The sequence below is a fragment of the Micromonospora endophytica genome (genome assembly GCF_003236305.1).
Classification (GTDB): domain Bacteria; phylum Actinomycetota; class Actinomycetes; order Mycobacteriales; family Micromonosporaceae; genus Micromonospora; species Micromonospora endophytica.
This window is the reverse complement of record NZ_POTX01000029.1, coordinates 23673-40668: the sequence shown is the minus strand read 5'-3', so window position 1 is coordinate 40668 and position 16996 is coordinate 23673. Positions and strand designations below refer to the sequence as shown.

The window sequence follows — 16996 nt, the reverse complement described above, 5'->3', positions numbered from 1 at the left end:
GGGTGTGGGTGCGGCGGTGGTGGAGTTCGATGGGGAGCACGACGAGGGCTACCAGGGCGCCGATGGCACCGGTGACGGCGAAGCCCCACAGTGGTGCCGAGGCGTCGATCACTGCGCCGGCCAGTGGGGCGCCGACGGCGATGCCGACGGTGACCGCGGAGCCGTGCAGCCCCATCGCCTCGCCGCGGACGCTGGCCGGGGCGAGGCGGCTGACCGCGTCGGAGGTGGCCGCGATGGTGGGGGCGCAGAGCATCCCGGCGGGGATCAGCGCCAGGCAGAGCAGCCACCAGTGTGACCCGCCCAGCCCGACCGGGATGGTGCACAGACTCAGCAGGCCGAGCAGCGCGACCGGGGAGAAGGAGCGGTGGATCGCGCCGTACGCGAAGCCGCCGACAAGCGACGCTACCGCCCATACGGAGAGCACCACGCCGGTGAAGGCGGTGTCGCCGTTCTCACGCAGCACGGCGATGACTGCCACGTCGGTGCCGCCGAGCACCAGGGTGGCCGCGGCGCTCACCGCGAAGACGGCGACCATGCGCGAGGTGAGCCACTGCCGGCGGGCGATTCTCGGCTGCGGTCCGGTGGCCGCCTCGCTGGCGCTGCGTACCGGCGGGTTGAGCAGCCAGAGCACGGCACCGGCGGCGACGATGCCGGCACCGACGAGGTAGAGCGTGAGGCGGGCCGAGATCATGGTCACGCCGACGGTGGCGAGCGCGGGACCGATCATGAATGACAGCTCGACCGACATCGAATCCAGCGCGTACGCCGGTCGGCGCTGCTCCGGCGGCACCAGTGCGGCGATGGACTGCCGGATCACCGAGAAGATCGGCAGCGCCAGCAGACCGGCCAGGAGAGCGGCAGGCACCAGCACCGGGTACGGCAGCAGCGGCGCGGTGAACCAGAAGATCGCCTCGGCCACGGTGGTGAGGACCAGGACCGGACGCAGCCCGCCCTGGTCGACGAGGCGGCCGAGCAAAGGACCGCCGATCGCCGCGCCGACGGTGATCGCGCCGCCGGCCAGACCGGCCGCACCGTAGCCGCGCCCGAGGTCCTGCACGACGTAGAACGTCAGCGTGACGCCGACCGCGGTCAGTGGGATCCGGGCCAGGACCGCCACCAACAGCAACGACCGCAGACCGGGTAGGGCGAGCGCCTCCCGGTAAGGCTTCATGTTCACGTCGGTCCGTACCTCCGTCGGACATCCTGGACCGGAGGTACGACACCCGCAACGTATTACCGGTTCATGCGGCTCTGATCACAGGTGCGCCGTGCATGGTGATTCCGGCCCCGTCGAAGGCGCGCAGCGCGACGTCAGTGGTGTCCGGCGCGACGGCTGCGGTGAGGTCGAGCAGGACCGTGGTGGCGAAGCCCTCCTGGGCGGCGTCCAGGGCGGTGGCCCGGACGCAGTGGTCGGTGGCGATGCCCACCACGTCGACCCGGTCCACCCCGTGCCGCCGCAGCCAGTCGGCCAGGCCCTCGCCGTCCTCGGCGTGCCCCTCGAAGCCCGAGTACGCGGCGGCGTACTCGCCCTTGTGGAAGATGGCCTCGATCCGGTCGGTGGCCAGCTCGGGGTGGAACTCCGAGCCCGGGGTGCCGACCACGCAGTGCCGGGGCCAGGTGCTCACGTAGTCGGGCGAGTCGGCGAAGTGCAGGCCGGGGTCGATGTGGAAGTCCTTGGTCGCCACCACGTGGTCCCAGCGGTCCGGCTCGGCGGCGAGCAGCCGGGAGATGCCGGCGGCCACGCCCGCGCCCCCCGCCACGGCCAGCGATCCGCCCTCGCAGAAGTCCTTCTGCACGTCGACGATGATCAGCGCGTTGCTCACCGGGATCGCTCCTCTCAGTCGGCCGGCACCACGGCGACCGGCACCGCCGGGTCACCTGCGGAGAGTTTCAGACCCTCCCACGGGATGGAGATCAGGCATTGGCGCAGGTGCTCCCGCGACTCGTCGAGCGTCGGCAGCGGCACCGGCTCGCCGTCGGCCACGTACGACCGTTGCAGCAGCCGGTCGTTGGCGTGCCGGTCCGGCACGCCCTGCGGGACGATGACCTCTTCGGTGGCGGTGCCGGTGGGCTTGTGCCGCCGGACGGCCACCTTGCGCCCGCCGATGGTGGCCTTCTGCTCGGAGCGCTTGACCACCGGGCGGCCCGCCACCTCGACCAGTTTGTAGACCAGCCCGGCCGTGGGCGCTCCGGAGCCGGTGACCACTGCGGTGCCCGCGCCGTACATGTCCACGGGTTCGGCGGCCAGTGCGGCGATGGCGTACTCGTCGAGGTCACCGGAAACGATGATCTTGGTTTCGGTGGCGCCGAGCGAGTCCAGCAGCTCGCGGGACTGGTGCGCGATCACCGCCAGGTCGCCGGAGTCGATCCGGATGGCCCGCAGCTCCGGCCCGGCCACCTCGATCGCGTTGCGGATGCCCTGGCTGATGTCGTACGTGTCGACAAGCAGCGTGGTCTCCTTGCCCAGCGTGGCGACCTGCGAGGCGAACGCTGCCCGCTCGTCGTCGTGCAGCAGGGTGAACGCGTGCGCGGCAGTGCCCGCGGTGGGGATGCCGTACCGCTGGCCGGCCGCCAGGTTGGAGGTGTACCGGAAGCCGGCCAGGTACGCCGAGCGAGCCGCCGCGACCGCCGCCTCCTCGTGGGCACGCCGCGAACCCATCTCGATGAGCGCCCGGCCCCGGGCCGCGGTGACCATCCGGGCCGCCGCGGCAGCCACCGCACAGTCGTGGTTGAGCACCGAGAGCACCAGGGTCTCCAGCACCACGCACTCGGCGAAGGTGCCGGAGACGGTCAGGATCGGTGAGCCGGGGAAGAACAGCTCACCCTCGGCGTACCCGTCGATGTCGCCGGTGAACCGGTAGTCGGCGAGCCAGGCGGCGGCCGGCTCGTCGATCACGCGGGTGCGACGCAGGAAGTCGATGTCGGCCGGGTCGAAGCGGAACTCGCGGATCAGGTCGATCAACCGGGCGGTGCCGGCGACCACGCCGTAGCGGCGGCCGGCGGGCAGCCGGCGGGTGAAAACCTCGAACACGCAGGGACGGTCCGCCGTGCCGTCCCGCAGGGCGGCACTGACCATGGTCAGCTCGTAGTGGTCGGTCAGCAGCGCGGGACGAAGCGTTTGCACACCCTCAGACTATGTTTCACGTCGCCGCCGCGTCGTCGTGGCCCGGGATCGTCCGTAGGGCGGCCCGCAGCTCGGCCCGACCGGTCACGCCGAGCTTGCTGTAGATCCGCTGGAGGTGGTTCTCCACCGTCCGGGCGGAGAGAAAGAGCAGCTGAGCGATGGTGCGGCTGGTCTCGCCGTCCGCCGCGAGCCGGGCCACCTGCCGTTCCCGCTCGGTCAACGTCGGGGCGACCGCCCGCAGCGCCGGAGTGTGCACGATGTCACAGCAGCCGAGCAGGACGGCGAGCCGCTCGTTGGCGGCCGTGAGGGCCGGGGAGCGGTGCTTGCGCAGCAGCCGTACGGCGACGGCAGCCGCCTCCGCGGCGGGCAGCACCAGCCCGAGTGTCATGAAGCTGTCGGCGGCGTGGAGCAGCTGCTCGGGCGAGCCGTCGGCCGCCGCCCGGGCGTGCCGGGCGAGCAGCGGGGACAGCTCACCGTCGACCTTCTCCGACAGCTCCGTCAACCGCTGCGCGACGGTGCGTCGGCTGCCGTCGGAGCAGGTGGGCCCGGTCGGGGCGGCGGCCTCGCCCAGGCGTACGAGGTCGTGCAGCGCCAGCGTCTCGTGTCCGGCGAAGCCGTCGGCGCGCAGCCGAGCGACCAGCTCGTGCAGGTGGGCGACGGCACCGGACAGGTCACCGCCGGCGGCGAGCGTGGTGGCCCGGGCCTGCTCCAGCCACGGATACAGCACCGCCATGTTCGGCGAGTGGCTGTTGTCGGCCTCGGCCATCGCCGCGACCGCCTGCCTGGCGTCGCCGCGCAGCGCGGCGGCCTGCGCCCGCTCCGCCTGCGCCAGCCCCGCGTAGACCCGGCTGGTCGCCAGGATCGCGCAGGCGCTCAACGCGGCCTGCATCGCGGTGTCGCTGCGCCCGCGCAGCCGGGCCGCGTACGCCCGCAGGATCGTCAGGTAGCCGCTGCCGAGCCGGAAGTCTCCCCGGTCGGCCAGGTCGGCGAACTCGTCGGCGCCCAGGGCGTCGATGCCGGCCAGGTCGCCGGAGAGGGCGAGCCGGGTGCCCCGGGCCAGCTCCACTGCCAATCGCAGGTACGGCGCGCCTGCCCGCCAGTCGGCCGCCTTCAACTGGACCAGGTCGACCGCAGCCGCGCTGCGGCACAGCCGACCCTGCACGGCCTGGAGGTGAGCGATGGTGCAGCGGGCCAGCTCGCGCGCGGCCACGCTGGCCGCGGGCCGGTCCAGCACCCCCTGGGCGAGCCGGAGCGCGGTTGGGGCTTCCAGCCGGTGCAGGCGCATGATCGCTTCGAAGGCGCGGAGCCTGGCCTGAGCGGCGAGGTCGGTCAGCTCGGTGCCGCGCCGGGCGATCTCCTCCACTGCGTCCGGTTGGCTCAACCCCCAGTAGCTGACCATGCCCCGGACCGTCAGCCAGCGGCTGAGTCGCTCCTCGTCACAGGTGTCGGTGGCGACCGCGTCGAGCACCCCCAGCGCCTCGGCCGGCCGGTCGGCGAACATCAGGATGCTGGCCAGCAGTTCGGCCGCCTCGAATCCGCCGCCGGTGTCGAGCGCCGCGCGGGCCAGCCGGGTCGCCAACGGTACGTCGTAGCGCGCGAACGCCTGCCCGGCCGCGGCGATCAGCATGGCCGGATCCTGCGCGGTGCCGGAGTCCAACCGCCACACCGCCACCTGGAGCAGGTCCTCCCGCCGCCGCTTGCCGACCCCCTCCAGCAGGTCGGCCAGGTGTGCCTGGAGCCGGCGGGTCCGGCTGACCGGGCACTGCCGGCGCACCACCTCGCCGTAGAGCGGATGGGCCAGCCGGACGTTGAGCCGCCGGTCGGAGTGGACCATCGTGATCAGCCCGCGCTCCTCGGCGGCCTCCACGTCGGTCTCCTCCGCGACCATGTTGAGCAGGCGCAGGCCCAACGGCTCGCCGAAGGCGACCAGCTCGACCACGGACCGTACGCCGTGGCTGAGCTGCCCGATCCGGATGTCGATCAGATCGGTCAGGCTGGGAGCCAGCTCCAGCCGGCCGGTCCAATTCCAGAGCCCGTACCGCTCGGTGAATTCCCCGGTGCCCTGCGCGGCGTGCACCAGCTCGCGCAGCAGCAGCGGGTTGCCGGCGCTCAGTTCACCGAGCCGATCCGCGGTGCGGCCGTCGACCGGGCCGCCGAGGATCGCGGTGAGCAGCCTGGCGGTCTCGGCGGGGGCCAGTGGGCTCAGCTCGGCGTGTTCGACCAGATCGTCGGTCCACAGTGCGCGGATCGGCAGCGGGATCTGCTCGCCGTTGCGCAGCGTACCCACCACGCAGGCGTTCTCGGTCCGGGCCACCAGGTGCACCAGCGCGGCGGTGGGCGGGTCGAGCAGGTGCGCGTCGTCCACGGTGAGCACGATCCGCCGCCCCGCGGCCTGCTGCTGCAACAGGTCGACGGCCCACCGCAGGACACCCGCCGGTGAGAGCCCCTGCGGCTGCTCGACCGGCAGCACCTGCACCATGCCGCCGAAGGGCATCGCCGCGGTGGTGGCGCTGGCCGCGATCCACCCGACCGCGTACGCCTCGGCGGGGAGGCTGTCCACGCCCTCCCGCAACAGCCGGCTCTTGCCGATGCCCGCGTTGCCGGTGAAGAAGATGCCCCGCCCGAGTGTTCCGGTGACCGCCTTGTGCAGACGTTCGAGTTCCGCTCTGCGACCTACGAACCGCCACCGACCCATTCGCGCAGCATATCGATGAAACTGATGCCGGATAGGTAGCCTCGGCCGGCGGAGTTGAGTAGGCCAACAGTTACCACTGAGTATCTGAATACCTCTGTCTGGACGCGGAACCGCCGTAACCTTCCGGAATCCGGAAGGCGTGACCCGGATTTTCACTGCGACCGGCAGTGCCGGCCGTCCTGCCGCGGAGGCTGTCGCCTGATGATGCCGGGCCCGCTCCACCACCTCGGTACGCCCGATGACAGTGCCCGGCCGGCCGGTCCCGGCCTCTTTCCCGAACGGCTCGTGGTGGGCCGCACCGGTCCGGACGAGCCGATCGAGGTGATCGCCACGGGGCCCGCCGACGCCGGTCGGGCCGGTGTGCTCGCCGCACTGTCCGACCTCGACGTCGAGATGCTGGACGTGCCGGCCGGCAGCTGGCTTGTGGTGCGGCACGCCACGACGGCCAGCCGGGCCGCGTACGTGCCCGGATACCGGATGCCGGCGTCGTACCGCCCGGAGCTGCCGGCGGTCGGGCCGGCGCTGGCCCGACCGCCCCGCCGGGTCGAGCTGAGCCTGCCCAAGCCGGTGCTGAAGTGGTTCGGACTTGTCGACACGCCGGACATCGAATCGCTCGGGCAACCCGGCACCGGGGTGCTGCTCGACGCGGTCGGCCGGGCCGGCGCACTGCTGTTCGTGATCGCGGCGGACCAGTCGTTCAGTGGCGTCGCGCTGAACCTGCTCGCCGAGGTGGCTGCGGCATCGGTGCCGGTCTTCTTCGCGGTGACGCCGGCCGTCGACGTCAGGACCGGCCCGGTGCCGGCCGCCGACGTCAGGACCGGCCCGGTGCCGGCCGCCGACGTCAGGACCGGCGCGGTGGTCGACCAGGTGTCGGTCAGCATCGCGGCACACCGGGCTGCGCTGCTCGCCGTGGTGCCGGGGCTGGCCGCCGCCCGGTGGTTTCCGATCGTCGACGCAGACGTGGAGGAGCTGCGGCAGGCACTTGTCGACTGGTCGTCCGACGAGGTGCTGCGCCGGGGCAGTGCGCCGCCGCAGCCGCCCGGATTCCGGGACCGGGTGCCGGTGCTCGACGAGCCGGGCGACTGGTCCGAGTCGCTCGACCGGCAGCTGCGCGCCGCGACCCGACGGATCCGCCAACACCTGGCGCTGAGCCTGGCCGACCTGCATCGGCGGGCGGTGCAGGAGATCCTCTTCGGCGTCGGCTGTGCCGGTCTGCCCCGGTTCCTCGACCGGGAGTTGGAGGCGATCTCGCTGCTGGTCACCGCGCAGTGCGACCAACTCGTCCGGACCATCGTCGGCGACGTCGCCGGGCGGCTGTTCGGCGCACCCCTGCCGGAGGGGGTCCACCGGCGCATCGACGACGCGGTCAGTTGGGGCCTGACTTACCACACCAGTGGGCCGGAGCTGCGGCGGGCGCTGCTGGTCACCAGCGGCGCGGACGTGACCGGGATGACCGGTGCCGCCGCTGTCGACGCGATGTCGGCGTATCCCGCCGCGGTCCGTACGGAGCTGCTCCCGCCACTGGCGGTGGCGCTGGCCGGTGGGTGCTGGCAGCACTGGCGTACCCCGGGACGCAACGACCCGGACGCCGCCCGGGCCTGGGTCCAGCGGGCACTGCGCGAGGTCGAGCTGGAGTTGCCCCGGGAGTTGGCCCGCCGCTTCGAAGTGATCCGTCTCTCGCTCGGCACGGTGCTCTCCGATGCCGCCGACCGTGGCACCCTGCTCGCCTGACCGGCCCGCCGCAGGTGCGCTCGGGACGCCTGACGGTCGCGGGCACGGTCACCGGACGGTCCCCGATGGCGACGAGCCGGGCCGGTCCGGCGTTCCGGTTCCTCGGTTCCGCCGATCCGGTGGCACGATGGGGGGCATGGCGGCTCCGCAGGTTGCACCGGTCGAGACCCCGGACACCGATGAGGTCCCGGCGTCAGACCGGCCGTGGGTGACGATCGTCTGGGATGACCCGGTCAACCTGATGACATATGTGACCTGGGTGTTCCAGAAGCTCTTCGGCTACAGCCGGGAGAAGGCCGAGCAGCTCATGCTGGACGTGCACCACAAGGGCAAGGCCGTGGTGTCCAGCGGCGCGCGGGAGCGGATGGAGCACGACGCCTCGCAGCTGCACGCGTACGGCCTCTGGGCGACGGTGGACCGGTCGTGAGCATGTTCCGCCGCCGGGGTGACCGGTACGTCGCCACCTTCGCCATCGACGAGGTGCGTGTCCTGCGCAAGGTCGCCTCGGAGGTGGTCGGCCTGCTCACTGACGGCTTCGACCACACCGATCCGGTGGTGTGCCGGCTCTTTCCCGAGGCGTACCCGGACGACGCGGCGGGGACCGCGGAGTTCCGCCGCTACACCGAGGGTGATCTGAAGACCGCGAAGATCGACCAGGCCGGGGCGATCCTGGCCGCGCTGCCCGACGACGGCAGCGGGGAGGTACGCCTGGACGCGGAGGCGGCCGAGGCGTGGCTGCGGGCGCTCAACGACGCCCGGCTGGCCATGGGCGTACGCCTGGAGATCAAGGACGGCACGGATCTGGGTGCCGAGCTGGACGACGCCGTCTCGGCCGACCCCTCGTCCAGCCGGGTGTTCCAGCTTTCGGTCTACGCCTATCTGGGCTATCTCCAGGAGTCCCTGCTCAACGCCTTGATCGAGTGAGTGTGACGGGCACCGCCTCGCCGCTGGCGGCCCTCGGGCGCTAGGCTGGGCGGCGTGCTGAGCATCGACCGGTCGATCGTTGACGCGATCGTCGCCCACGCTCGTCGGGACCACCCCGACGAGGCCTGCGGCGTGGTCGCCGGCCCGGTCGGCAGCGACACTCCGACCCGGCACATCCCGATGGAGAACGCCGCCCGCTCGATGACGTTCTACGAGTTCGACTCGATGGAGCAGCTGCGGGTGTGGCGGGAGATGGACGATCGGGACGAGGAGCCCGTCGTCATCTACCACTCCCACACCGCCACGGAGGCGTACCCGTCACGTACGGACATCTCCTTCGCCGGTGAGCCGGGCGCGCACTACCTGCTCGTCTCCACCCGTGAGCCGGACACGGAGGAGATCCGCTCCTTCCGCATCGTGGACGGGGTGGTGACCGAGGAGCCGGTGCGGATCCTCGACGCCGGGGTGGATCCGCACGCCGTGCAGTCCTACATGTTCGGGCAGAGCCCGGCGACGGTCGACTACGAGTGTTCGGATCGCTGACCCTCTCAGCCCCGCAACGCCCTTTCCGTCACCGAGCACACCCGATCGAGGAGTACGACATCATGGCCATCGAGGTTCGCATCCCCACCATCCTGCGCAGCTACACCGGCGGCGCGAAGGTCGTCGAGGGCAGCGGCGACACGCTCAACGACCTGCTCACCGACCTTGACTCCCGGCACGCCGGGCTGCGTGGCCGGCTGGTCACCGAGGCCGGTGTGCTGCACCGCTTCGTCAACGTCTACGTCAACGACGAGGACGTCCGTTTCCTCGGCGCGCTGGACGCCAAGCTCAACGACGGCGACAGCGTCACCATCCTGCCCGCGGTGGCCGGTGGTGCGTTCGGCTTCGCCGCCGCGGCGGCGATCGCCCAGCACGTCGCCGCCGGGCGCCGCGTGCCCGTCACCCTCGGCTGAGGCGGCCACCATGGCGCGGTACGACAGCCTGCTGGACGCCTGCGGCGGTACGCCGCTGGTGGGGTTGCCCCGACTGTCGCCGACGGTGCCGGACGGGGCGCCACCGGTGCGGCTCTGGGCGAAGCTCGAGGACCGTAACCCCACCGGCAGCATCAAGGACCGGGCGGCCATGTTCATGGTCCGGGCCGCCGAGGCGGCCGGGAAGCTCCGGCCGGGTGACACGATCCTGGAGCCGACGAGCGGAAACACCGGCATCTCCCTGGCCATGGTCGCCAAGCTGCGCGGCTACCGGTTGGTCTGCGTGATGCCGGAGAATGTCTCGGCCGAGCGGGTGCAACTGCTCCGGATGTACGGTGCGGAGATCATCTTCTCACCGGCGGCCGGCGGCTCCAACCAGGCGGTCGCCACTGCCAAGCAGATCGCCGCCGAGCATCCGGACTGGGTGATGCTCTTCCAGTACGGCAACGAGGCGAACGCGCGGGCGCACTACGAGACGACCGGCCCCGAGCTGCTGCACGACCTGCCCACGATCACGCATTTCGTGGCCGGGTTGGGCACCACTGGCACGCTCATGGGCACCGGCCGCTACTTGCGGGAGAAGGTCGAGGGCATCCAGATCGTCGCGGCCGAGCCGCGCTACGGCGAGCTGGTGTATGGCCTGCGCAACATCGACGAGGGCTACGTCCCGGAGCTGTACGACGCCACAGTGCTCAACCGGCGGTTCTCGGTGGGCACCCGCGACGCGGTGCTGCGTACCCGGCAGTTGGTGGAGGTGGAGGGGCTCTTCGTCGGTTTCTCCACCGGGGCGGTGCTGCACGCGGCGCTGGCCGTGGCGCACGAGGCGGTCCGCGACGGTCGCCGCGCGGACGTGGCCTTCGTGGTCAGCGACGGCGGCTGGAAATATCTCAGCACCGGCGCGTACGGCGGCACGCTCGCCGACGCGGAGGAGGCCCTGGAGGGGCAGCTCTGGGCCTGACCTGGGGAGAGTGACATGGGCGAGGGCCACCGACGAACCGTCGGTGGCCCTCGTCACGTTGGGTCATCCTGATTGGCCACTCAGCCAACGCGGCGTCGATCGGACGGCCGAGGTGGGTGTCACGTTGGCGACAACTTTCCGCAGATCATTCTTGCCCTTGCGGAGCCGGGCGTAGGCTCCCAGCGTGGCGTACGCGTCGGTAGTGATCATCATCGCCGGGGCGATGGCCGGTAGGACTACTACTTACCGTGACAGCGAGACAACTCGATGCGACTGACCGTCCTGGGCTGTGCGGGCAGCTTCCCCGGACCCGAGTCCCCCTGCTCGGCATATCTGGTCGAAGCCGACAACTTCCGGCTCCTGGTCGACTTCGGCGCGGGCTCGCTCTCCACCCTCCAGCGCTACGCCGGGCTGCACGCCCCGGACGCGATCCTCCTGACCCACCTGCACTGCGACCACATCCTCGACGCCGCGTCGTACGTGGTGGTGCGGCGATACGCCCCCGACGGCCCCTATCCGCCGCTGCCGGTCTACGCGCCGGCCGGCGCACCGGACCGGATCGCCGCGGCGTACGGCCAGGAGGACCGTACCGTCGAGGACGTCTACCAGTTCTACGCGCTGCAACCCGGCACCTTCCCGATCGGCCCGTTCACCGTCACCGTCGACCGGGTGCTGCACCCGGTCGAGACCTACGGCGTACGGCTGGAACACGGCGGTCGGGCGCTCTGCTACTCCTCAGACACCGCCCCCTGCGAGGCGCTGCTGCGGCTGGCCCAGAACGCCGACACGTTCCTCTGCGAAGCCAGCTACCTCGACGGGGTGGACAACCCACCGGACCTGCACCTGACCGGCCGGGAGGCCGGCGAGGCGGCGGCCAAGGCGCACGTCGGGCGGCTGCTGCTGACCCACCTGGTGGACGCCTGGGGCAGCGAGGCGCACACCGTCGCCTCCGCTGCCGCCGCGTACCCCGGCCCGCTGGAAGTGGTCCGCCCCGGCGCCAGCTACGACATTTGACCCGCCCGCGCGGATCCGCCGATCCGCCCACCACATAGGGTGCAGGGCATGGCGCGACCTGACGGGCGACGGCCCGACCAACTCCGACCGGTGAGCCTGACCCGCGGTTGGAGCACCCACCCCGAGGGCTCCGTCCTGGTGGAGTTCGGCCACACCCGGGTGCTCTGCACGGCGAGCGTCACCGAGGGGGTGCCCCGCTGGCGTCGAGGTTCCGGGCTGGGCTGGGTCACCGCCGAGTACGCGATGCTGCCCCGGGCCACCAACACCCGCTCGGACCGGGAGAGCATCAAGGGCAAGGTCGGTGGGCGTACCCACGAGATCTCCCGGCTGATCGGCCGGAGCCTGCGGGCCGCCATCGACCTCAAGGCGCTCGGCGAGAACTCGATTGTGCTCGACTGCGATGTGCTCCAGGCCGACGGCGGCACCCGGACCGCCGCGATCACCGGCGCGTACGTGGCCCTGCACGACGCGGTCACCTGGCTCGCCGCCCGCAAGGCCCTCTCCGGCAAGCCGGAGAACGTGATGCACCGGTCGGTGGCGGCGATAAGCGTCGGCGTGATCGACGGCGAGCCGCGCCTGGATCTGTGCTACGACGAGGACGTGGCCGCCGAGGTCGACATGAACGTGGTCTGCACCGGCACCGGCGACTTCGTCGAGGTGCAGGGCACCGGCGAGGCCGGTGTGTTCGCCCGCGACCAGTTGGATGCCCTGCTCGACCTGGGCGTCCTCGGCTGTCTGGATCTCGCCGAAGCCCAGCGGAAGGCTCTTTCCTCATGAACAAGGTGCTGCTCGCCACCAGGAACCGCAAGAAGCTCGTCGAGTTGCAGCGCATCCTCGACACCGCGCTCGGCGCGCACCGGATCGCCCTGATCGGGTTGGACGACGTCGAGGCGTACCCGGAGTTGCCGGAGACCGGGCTGACCTTCGGCGAGAACGCGCTGATCAAGGCGCGGGAGGGCTGCCGGCGCACCGGGCTGCCGACGATCGCCGACGACTCCGGGTTGGCCGTCGACGCGCTCAACGGGATGCCGGGGGTGTTCAGCGCCCGCTGGGCCGGTCGGCACGGCAACGACGAGGCCAACCTCCAACTGGTGCTCGACCAGGTCGCCGACGTGCCGGACGAGCATCGCGGCGCCTCGTTCGTCTGCACCATCGCGCTGGTGCTGCCCGGCGGCAAGGAGCACCTGGTCGACGGCAGGCAGGCGGGTCGGTTGCTGCGCGCCCCGCGTGGGGACGGCGGCTTCGGCTACGACCCGATCTTCCTCGGTGACGGCCAGGACCGCACCAACGCCGAGCTGACCCCGCAGGAGAAGGACGCCATCAGCCACCGCGGCAAGGCCCTGCGCGAGCTGGCCGCCCTGGTCGCCAAGCTCCTCTGACCGGCCTCCTGCCGGCTTCCCGGCGCGACTTGCGGCATCGCGCGGCATTCGGGGTGGCTGACGGCGCGACTTGCGGCATCTCGCGCGACGTCGTCGGGGGCTAGTCGAGGGGGCCGATCTCGTGCTCGATGGCGGTGCGGAGGTCGGGGGTGGCGATCGTGGTGCGGGCGGCTTCCATCACGGGGGCGAGGAAGACGTCCGGACCGGGCTCGCCGGCGGCGCCGCCGAGGGCGGCGATGGCCGCCCGGCCGGCGGGCGAGGGGACCAGCGGCGCCCGCAACTGCAGGCCGCGTACGGCCGCCAGCAGCTCCACCGCGAGCAGGCTGGTCAGGTTGTCCAGCACGGTACGCAGCTTCTTGGTGGCGGCCCAACCCATCGAGACGTGGTCCTCCTGCATGCCGCTGGTGGGCAGCGAGTCGACCGAGGCGGGCGCGGCCAGCCGGCGGTTCTCCGCGACGATGCCGGCCGCCGTGTACTGAGCGATCATCAGCCCGGAGTTGACCCCGGCGTCGGGGGAGAGGAACGCCGGCAGTTCCCGGGATCGGGTGACGTCGAGCAGCCGATCCACCCGGCGCTCGGCGATCGCGCCCACCTCGGCGGCGGCGATGGCCAGGAAGTCGGCGGCGAAACCGAGCGGGGCGCCGTGAAAGTTGCCCGTCGATTCGACCCGACCGTCGGGCAGCACCACCGGGTTGTCCACCACCGAGAGCAGCTCCCGTCCGGCCACCGTCCGGACGAAGTCCAGGGTGTCCCGGGCTGCGCCGGCCACCTGCGGCGCGCAGCGCATCGAGTACGCGTCCTGCACCGCGTGCGCCAGGTCGTCCCGGTGCGAATCCATCACCGCCGAGTCCTGCAACAGCCGGTGGATGTTGGCCGCCGAGACGCCCTGCCCGGGATGCGGGCGGATGGCGTGCAGCTCGGGCAGGAAGGGCCGCTCCGAGCCGAGCATCGCCTCGATCGCGAGGGCGGCTGTCACGTCGGCCATGGTGAACAGGTGCGCCGCGTCGTGGATCGCCAGCAGCAGCATGCCGAGCATGCCGTCGGTGCCGTTGATCAGCGCCAGCCCCTCCTTGGCGGCCAGCTCGATCGGGGCGAGACCGGCGTGGCGCAGCGCGTCGGCGGCCGGTAGCCGCTCGCCGGCCGGGCCGAGCACCCAGCCCTCACCGAGCAGCACCAGGGCGCAGTGCGCCAGCGGTGCCAGGTCACCGGAGGCACCCAGCGAGCCGTGTTCCGGCACCCACGGGGTGACGTCGTGGTTGAGCAGGTCCACCAGGGCGGTGGCGATCAGCGGACGGACCCCGGAGTGGCCCAGCGCCAGCGAGCGGACCCGCAGCAACATCATCGCCCGCACCACCTCCCGTGGCATCGGCGCGCCCACCCCGGCGGCGTGCGACCGGATCAGCGCGTGCTGCAACTCGGCCCGCCGCTCGGGGGCGACGAAGGTGTTGGCCAGCGCGCCGAAGCCGGTGGAGACGCCGTACACCGGGCGACCGGCGGCCTCGATGCCGTCCACGATGGACCGGCTGGTGGCCATGGCCGACACGGTGGCCGGGTCGAGGACGACAGTCGTGCCGCCCCGGGCCACGGCGAGCAGGTCGGCGGGGGAGATCCCGGTGGGCTGGACGGTGACGGTCATAGCGGAACTCCGTTGTGCAGGACCTGGCGGATCAGCGGGACTCCTGGCCGGTAGGCCAGGTGCAGGTGGGAGGGTGCGTCGAGGATGATCAGGTCGGCCCGGGCGCGGGGCCGCAGCACCCCGATGTCGTCGCGGCGCAGCGCCCGCGCGCCACCGGCGGTCGCGGCCCACACCGCCTCCGCCGGGGTCATCCGCATCTCGCGTACGGCGAGCGCGATGCAGAACGGCATCGACGAGGTGTACGACGAGCCGGGGTTGCAGTCGGTGGCCAGCGCCACCGTGACTCGGGCGTCGAGCAACCGGCGGGCGTCCGGATAGGGCGAGCGGGTGGAGAACTCGGCACCGGGCAGCAACGTCGCCACGGTGGTGGTGTGCCCACCGTCGGCACACATGCAGTCGAACCGGGTCGATGCCAGCGCGTCCACGTCGGCGTCGGTCAGGTGGGTGCAGTGGTCCACACTGGCCGCGCCCAACTCCACCCCGAGCCGCACCCCCGGCCCGGGTCCGAGCTGGTTGGCGTGCACCCGTACGCCGAGGCCCAGGGCCTGCCCGCAGGCCAGGATCGCCCGGGCGTGGTCGACGTCGAAGGCGCCCCGCTCACAGAACACGTCGATCCACTTCGCGTACGGGGCGGCGGCGTGCAGCATCGGCCCGCAGACCAGCCCGACGTAGTCGTCGGGACGGTCGGCGTACTCGGCCGGCACCACGTGTGCGCCGAGGAACGTGGTCTCCGTGCTGACCTCGGCGGCGATCCGCAGCGAGCGCGCCTCGTCGGCGACGGTCAGGCCGTACCCACTCTTGATCTCGATGGTGGTGGTGCCCTGCCGCAACGCCTCGGCGCGCAGCCGGCGCACGGTGGCGCGCAGCTCGCCGTCGGAGGCGGCGCGGGTGGCGCGGACCGTGGTCCGGATGCCGCCGCCGGTGTACGGCTGCCCAGCCATCCGGGCGGCGAACTCGCCTGCCCGGTCCCCGGCGAAGACCAGGTGGGCGTGGCTGTCCACGAAGCCGGGCAGCACCGCCGCGCCGTCGGCGTCGATCCGCCGGTCGGCGGCCGGCGCGTCGGCGGCCGACCCCACCCAGGCCACCTCGCCCTCCTCGATCAGCAGCGCGGCCCGGCGCCGGATGCCCAGCGGCCCGCCCTCGCCCCGGCCGGCCTCGTTGGTGACCAGCTCACCGATGTTGTCCACCAGCAGGCTGCTCATGAGATCACCGTCGCGATCGAGGTGGCGAGCTCGTGCGGTACGTCGACGGTCAGGTGGTGGCCGTCGCGCACCAGCACCCGGCCGTCCACCACCACCTGGCTGACATCTGCCGCGCTCGCCGCGAACCAGACACCCGCCGGTGCCACCCCGGCCGTGCGTACGCTGTCCAGCGCCACAGTGACCAGGTCGGCGCGGGCACCTACCGCGATCCGGCCGGCGTCGGTCCAGCCCAGCGCGGCGTGCCCGGCCGCGCTCGCGGCCGTCAACAGCTCGGCCGGGGTGAAGTGGCCCCGCTTGCGGGTCCGCAGCCGCTCGTCCAGCTCCACCGCGCGGGCCTCCTCGAACAGGTCGATCACCGCGTGGCTGTCACTGCCCAGGCTGAGCGGGATCCCGGCGTCGGCCATCCGGCGGGCCGGCCCGATCCCGTCGGCGAGGTCCCGTTCCGTGGTGGGGCAGAGGCAGACAGCGGTCCGGCTCTCGCCGAGCAGGCTCACATCACCGCCTGTCGGATGGGTGGCGTGCACCGCCGTGGTGGACCGGCCCAGCACACCGTGCTCGGCCAACAGGGCGGTGGGGGTGCGGCCGTGCACCGCCCGGCAGGCGTCGTTCTCGGCCGGCTGCTCCGACAGGTGCACGTGCAGCGGCGCGTCCCGCTGATGTGCCCAGCCGGCCACGGTGGCGAGCTGGTCGGCGGGCACCGCCCGCACCGAGTGGATGGCCGCACCGAGGCGGGCGTGCGCGCCGTCCGGGGTGAACCCGCCGACCCGCTCGGCCCACCGCGACGCGTCGCCGTCACCGAAGCGTCGCTGCGGTCCGGCCAGCGGCTCGCCGCCCACCGAGGCGGTCAGGTAACAGGTGTCCAGCAGGGTCAGCCGGATCCCGGCCTGTGCCGCCGCCTCGACAAGCGCCGCGCTCATCGCGTTCGGGTCGTTGTACGGCGTGCCGTCCGGGCCGTGGTGCAGGTAGTGGAACTCACCGACGGCGGTGATCCCGGCCAGGGCCATCTCGGCGTACACCGCCCGCGCCAGCGCCAGATAGGAGTCCGGGTCGAGCCGGCTGGTGACGGCGTACATCTGGTCGCGCCAGCTCCAGAAGTCGCCACGCCCACCGTGGGTACGCCCGCGCAGCGCCCGGTGGAAGGCGTGGGAATGGACGTTGGCCAGGCCCGGCAGGGTCAGCCCCGGCAACCGGACCGCATCGCCCAGCACGTCGACCCCGGCGTCCGGTCGGCCCGACGGTGTCAGGGGCGTCACGGCGGTGATCCGGCCGTCGGTCGTCTCGATCAACACGTCCGGAGTCGGTGCGTCCTGTTCGGGCAGCCACGCGTACTCCGCCAGCCAAAGGGCCTCGCTCATGCCG

The 16996-nt window shown here is 72.4% G+C and carries 16 protein-coding genes; 9 read left to right on the top strand and 7 right to left on the bottom strand.

Going from position 1 to position 16996, the window contains the following annotated elements; all coding sequences use genetic code 11:
- The 4 genes from C1I93_RS07010 to C1I93_RS06995 all read right to left on the bottom strand — a co-directional run.
- Window positions 1-1171: MFS transporter (locus C1I93_RS07010; RefSeq protein ID WP_111242414.1), on the bottom strand; the 1171-nt coding region annotated here is incomplete at its 3' end.
- A gap of 70 nt (window positions 1172-1241) precedes the next feature.
- Window positions 1242-1823, bottom strand: coding sequence for an isochorismatase family protein (locus tag C1I93_RS07005; RefSeq protein WP_111242408.1), 582 nt, complete (start codon window positions 1821-1823; stop codon window positions 1242-1244).
- A 14-nt stretch (window positions 1824-1837) separates the two neighbouring features.
- Complete coding sequence (locus C1I93_RS07000) at window positions 1838-3124, bottom strand: nicotinate phosphoribosyltransferase (RefSeq protein WP_111242407.1); 1287 nt, start codon at window positions 3122-3124, stop codon at window positions 1838-1840.
- Between the two features lie 16 nt (window positions 3125-3140).
- Window positions 3141-5819, bottom strand: coding sequence for a LuxR C-terminal-related transcriptional regulator (locus tag C1I93_RS06995; protein WP_111242406.1), 2679 nt, complete (start codon window positions 5817-5819; stop codon window positions 3141-3143).
- Window positions 5820-6020: 201 nt separating this feature from the next.
- Between C1I93_RS06995 and C1I93_RS06990 the strand changes: the two genes are divergently transcribed.
- The 9 genes from C1I93_RS06990 (at window position 6021) to rdgB (ending at window position 12799) form a co-directional block, all read left to right on the top strand.
- On the top strand, window positions 6021-7550 hold the full coding sequence (locus C1I93_RS06990; RefSeq protein ID WP_111242405.1) for a P-loop NTPase family protein: 1530 nt from the start codon (window positions 6021-6023) through the stop codon (window positions 7548-7550).
- A gap of 136 nt (window positions 7551-7686) precedes the next feature.
- Window positions 7687-7977: an ATP-dependent Clp protease adapter ClpS gene (clpS, locus tag C1I93_RS06985; protein WP_111242404.1), complete on the top strand. Its 291-nt coding sequence runs from the start codon at window positions 7687-7689 to the stop codon at window positions 7975-7977.
- A gap of 2 nt (window positions 7978-7979) precedes the next feature.
- Complete coding sequence (locus C1I93_RS06980; protein ID WP_181445049.1) at window positions 7980-8474, top strand: DUF2017 domain-containing protein; 495 nt, start codon at window positions 7980-7982, stop codon at window positions 8472-8474.
- Between the two features lie 54 nt (window positions 8475-8528).
- A complete protein-coding gene (locus tag C1I93_RS06975) occupies window positions 8529-9017 on the top strand; it encodes a M67 family metallopeptidase (RefSeq protein WP_111242402.1) in 489 nt (162 codons plus the stop codon).
- 62 nt (window positions 9018-9079) lie between these two features.
- Window positions 9080-9430, top strand: coding sequence for a MoaD/ThiS family protein (locus C1I93_RS06970; protein WP_111242413.1), 351 nt, complete (start codon window positions 9080-9082; stop codon window positions 9428-9430).
- Window positions 9431-9440: 10 nt separating this feature from the next.
- Entirely contained in the window at window positions 9441-10406 is a 966-nt protein-coding gene (locus tag C1I93_RS06965) for a PLP-dependent cysteine synthase family protein (protein ID WP_111242401.1), read from the top strand.
- A gap of 267 nt (window positions 10407-10673) precedes the next feature.
- Entirely contained in the window at window positions 10674-11420 is a 747-nt protein-coding gene (locus C1I93_RS06960) for an MBL fold metallo-hydrolase (RefSeq protein ID WP_111242400.1), read from the top strand.
- A 48-nt stretch (window positions 11421-11468) separates the two neighbouring features.
- A complete protein-coding gene (rph, locus tag C1I93_RS06955; protein WP_111242399.1) occupies window positions 11469-12197 on the top strand; it encodes a ribonuclease PH in 729 nt (242 codons plus the stop codon).
- Window positions 12194-12799 carry an RdgB/HAM1 family non-canonical purine NTP pyrophosphatase gene (gene rdgB / locus C1I93_RS06950; RefSeq protein WP_111242398.1) on the top strand — a complete coding sequence of 202 codons (606 nt, stop codon included), beginning with the start codon at window positions 12194-12196 and terminating at the stop codon, window positions 12797-12799. Before rph ends, rdgB begins: the two co-directional genes overlap by 4 nt.
- Before the next feature lie 100 nt (window positions 12800-12899).
- On the opposite strand, the gene hutH is transcribed toward rdgB, so the two are convergent.
- From hutH to C1I93_RS06935, 3 genes are read right to left on the bottom strand one after another with little or no spacing between them, the layout of a single operon-like run.
- Window positions 12900-14435 carry a histidine ammonia-lyase gene (hutH, locus tag C1I93_RS06945; RefSeq protein ID WP_111242397.1) on the bottom strand — a complete coding sequence of 512 codons (1536 nt, stop codon included), beginning with the start codon at window positions 14433-14435 and terminating at the stop codon, window positions 12900-12902.
- On the bottom strand, window positions 14432-15637 hold the full coding sequence (hutI, locus tag C1I93_RS06940) for an imidazolonepropionase (protein WP_111242396.1): 1206 nt from the start codon (window positions 15635-15637) through the stop codon (window positions 14432-14434). The genes hutH and hutI overlap by 4 nt, the downstream gene beginning before the upstream one ends.
- Window positions 15634-16992, bottom strand: a complete 1359-nt coding sequence (locus C1I93_RS06935) for a formimidoylglutamate deiminase (RefSeq protein WP_111242395.1) — start codon at window positions 16990-16992, stop codon at window positions 15634-15636. Before C1I93_RS06935 ends, hutI begins: the two co-directional genes overlap by 4 nt.
- Between the last annotated feature and the right edge of the window lie 4 nt (window positions 16993-16996).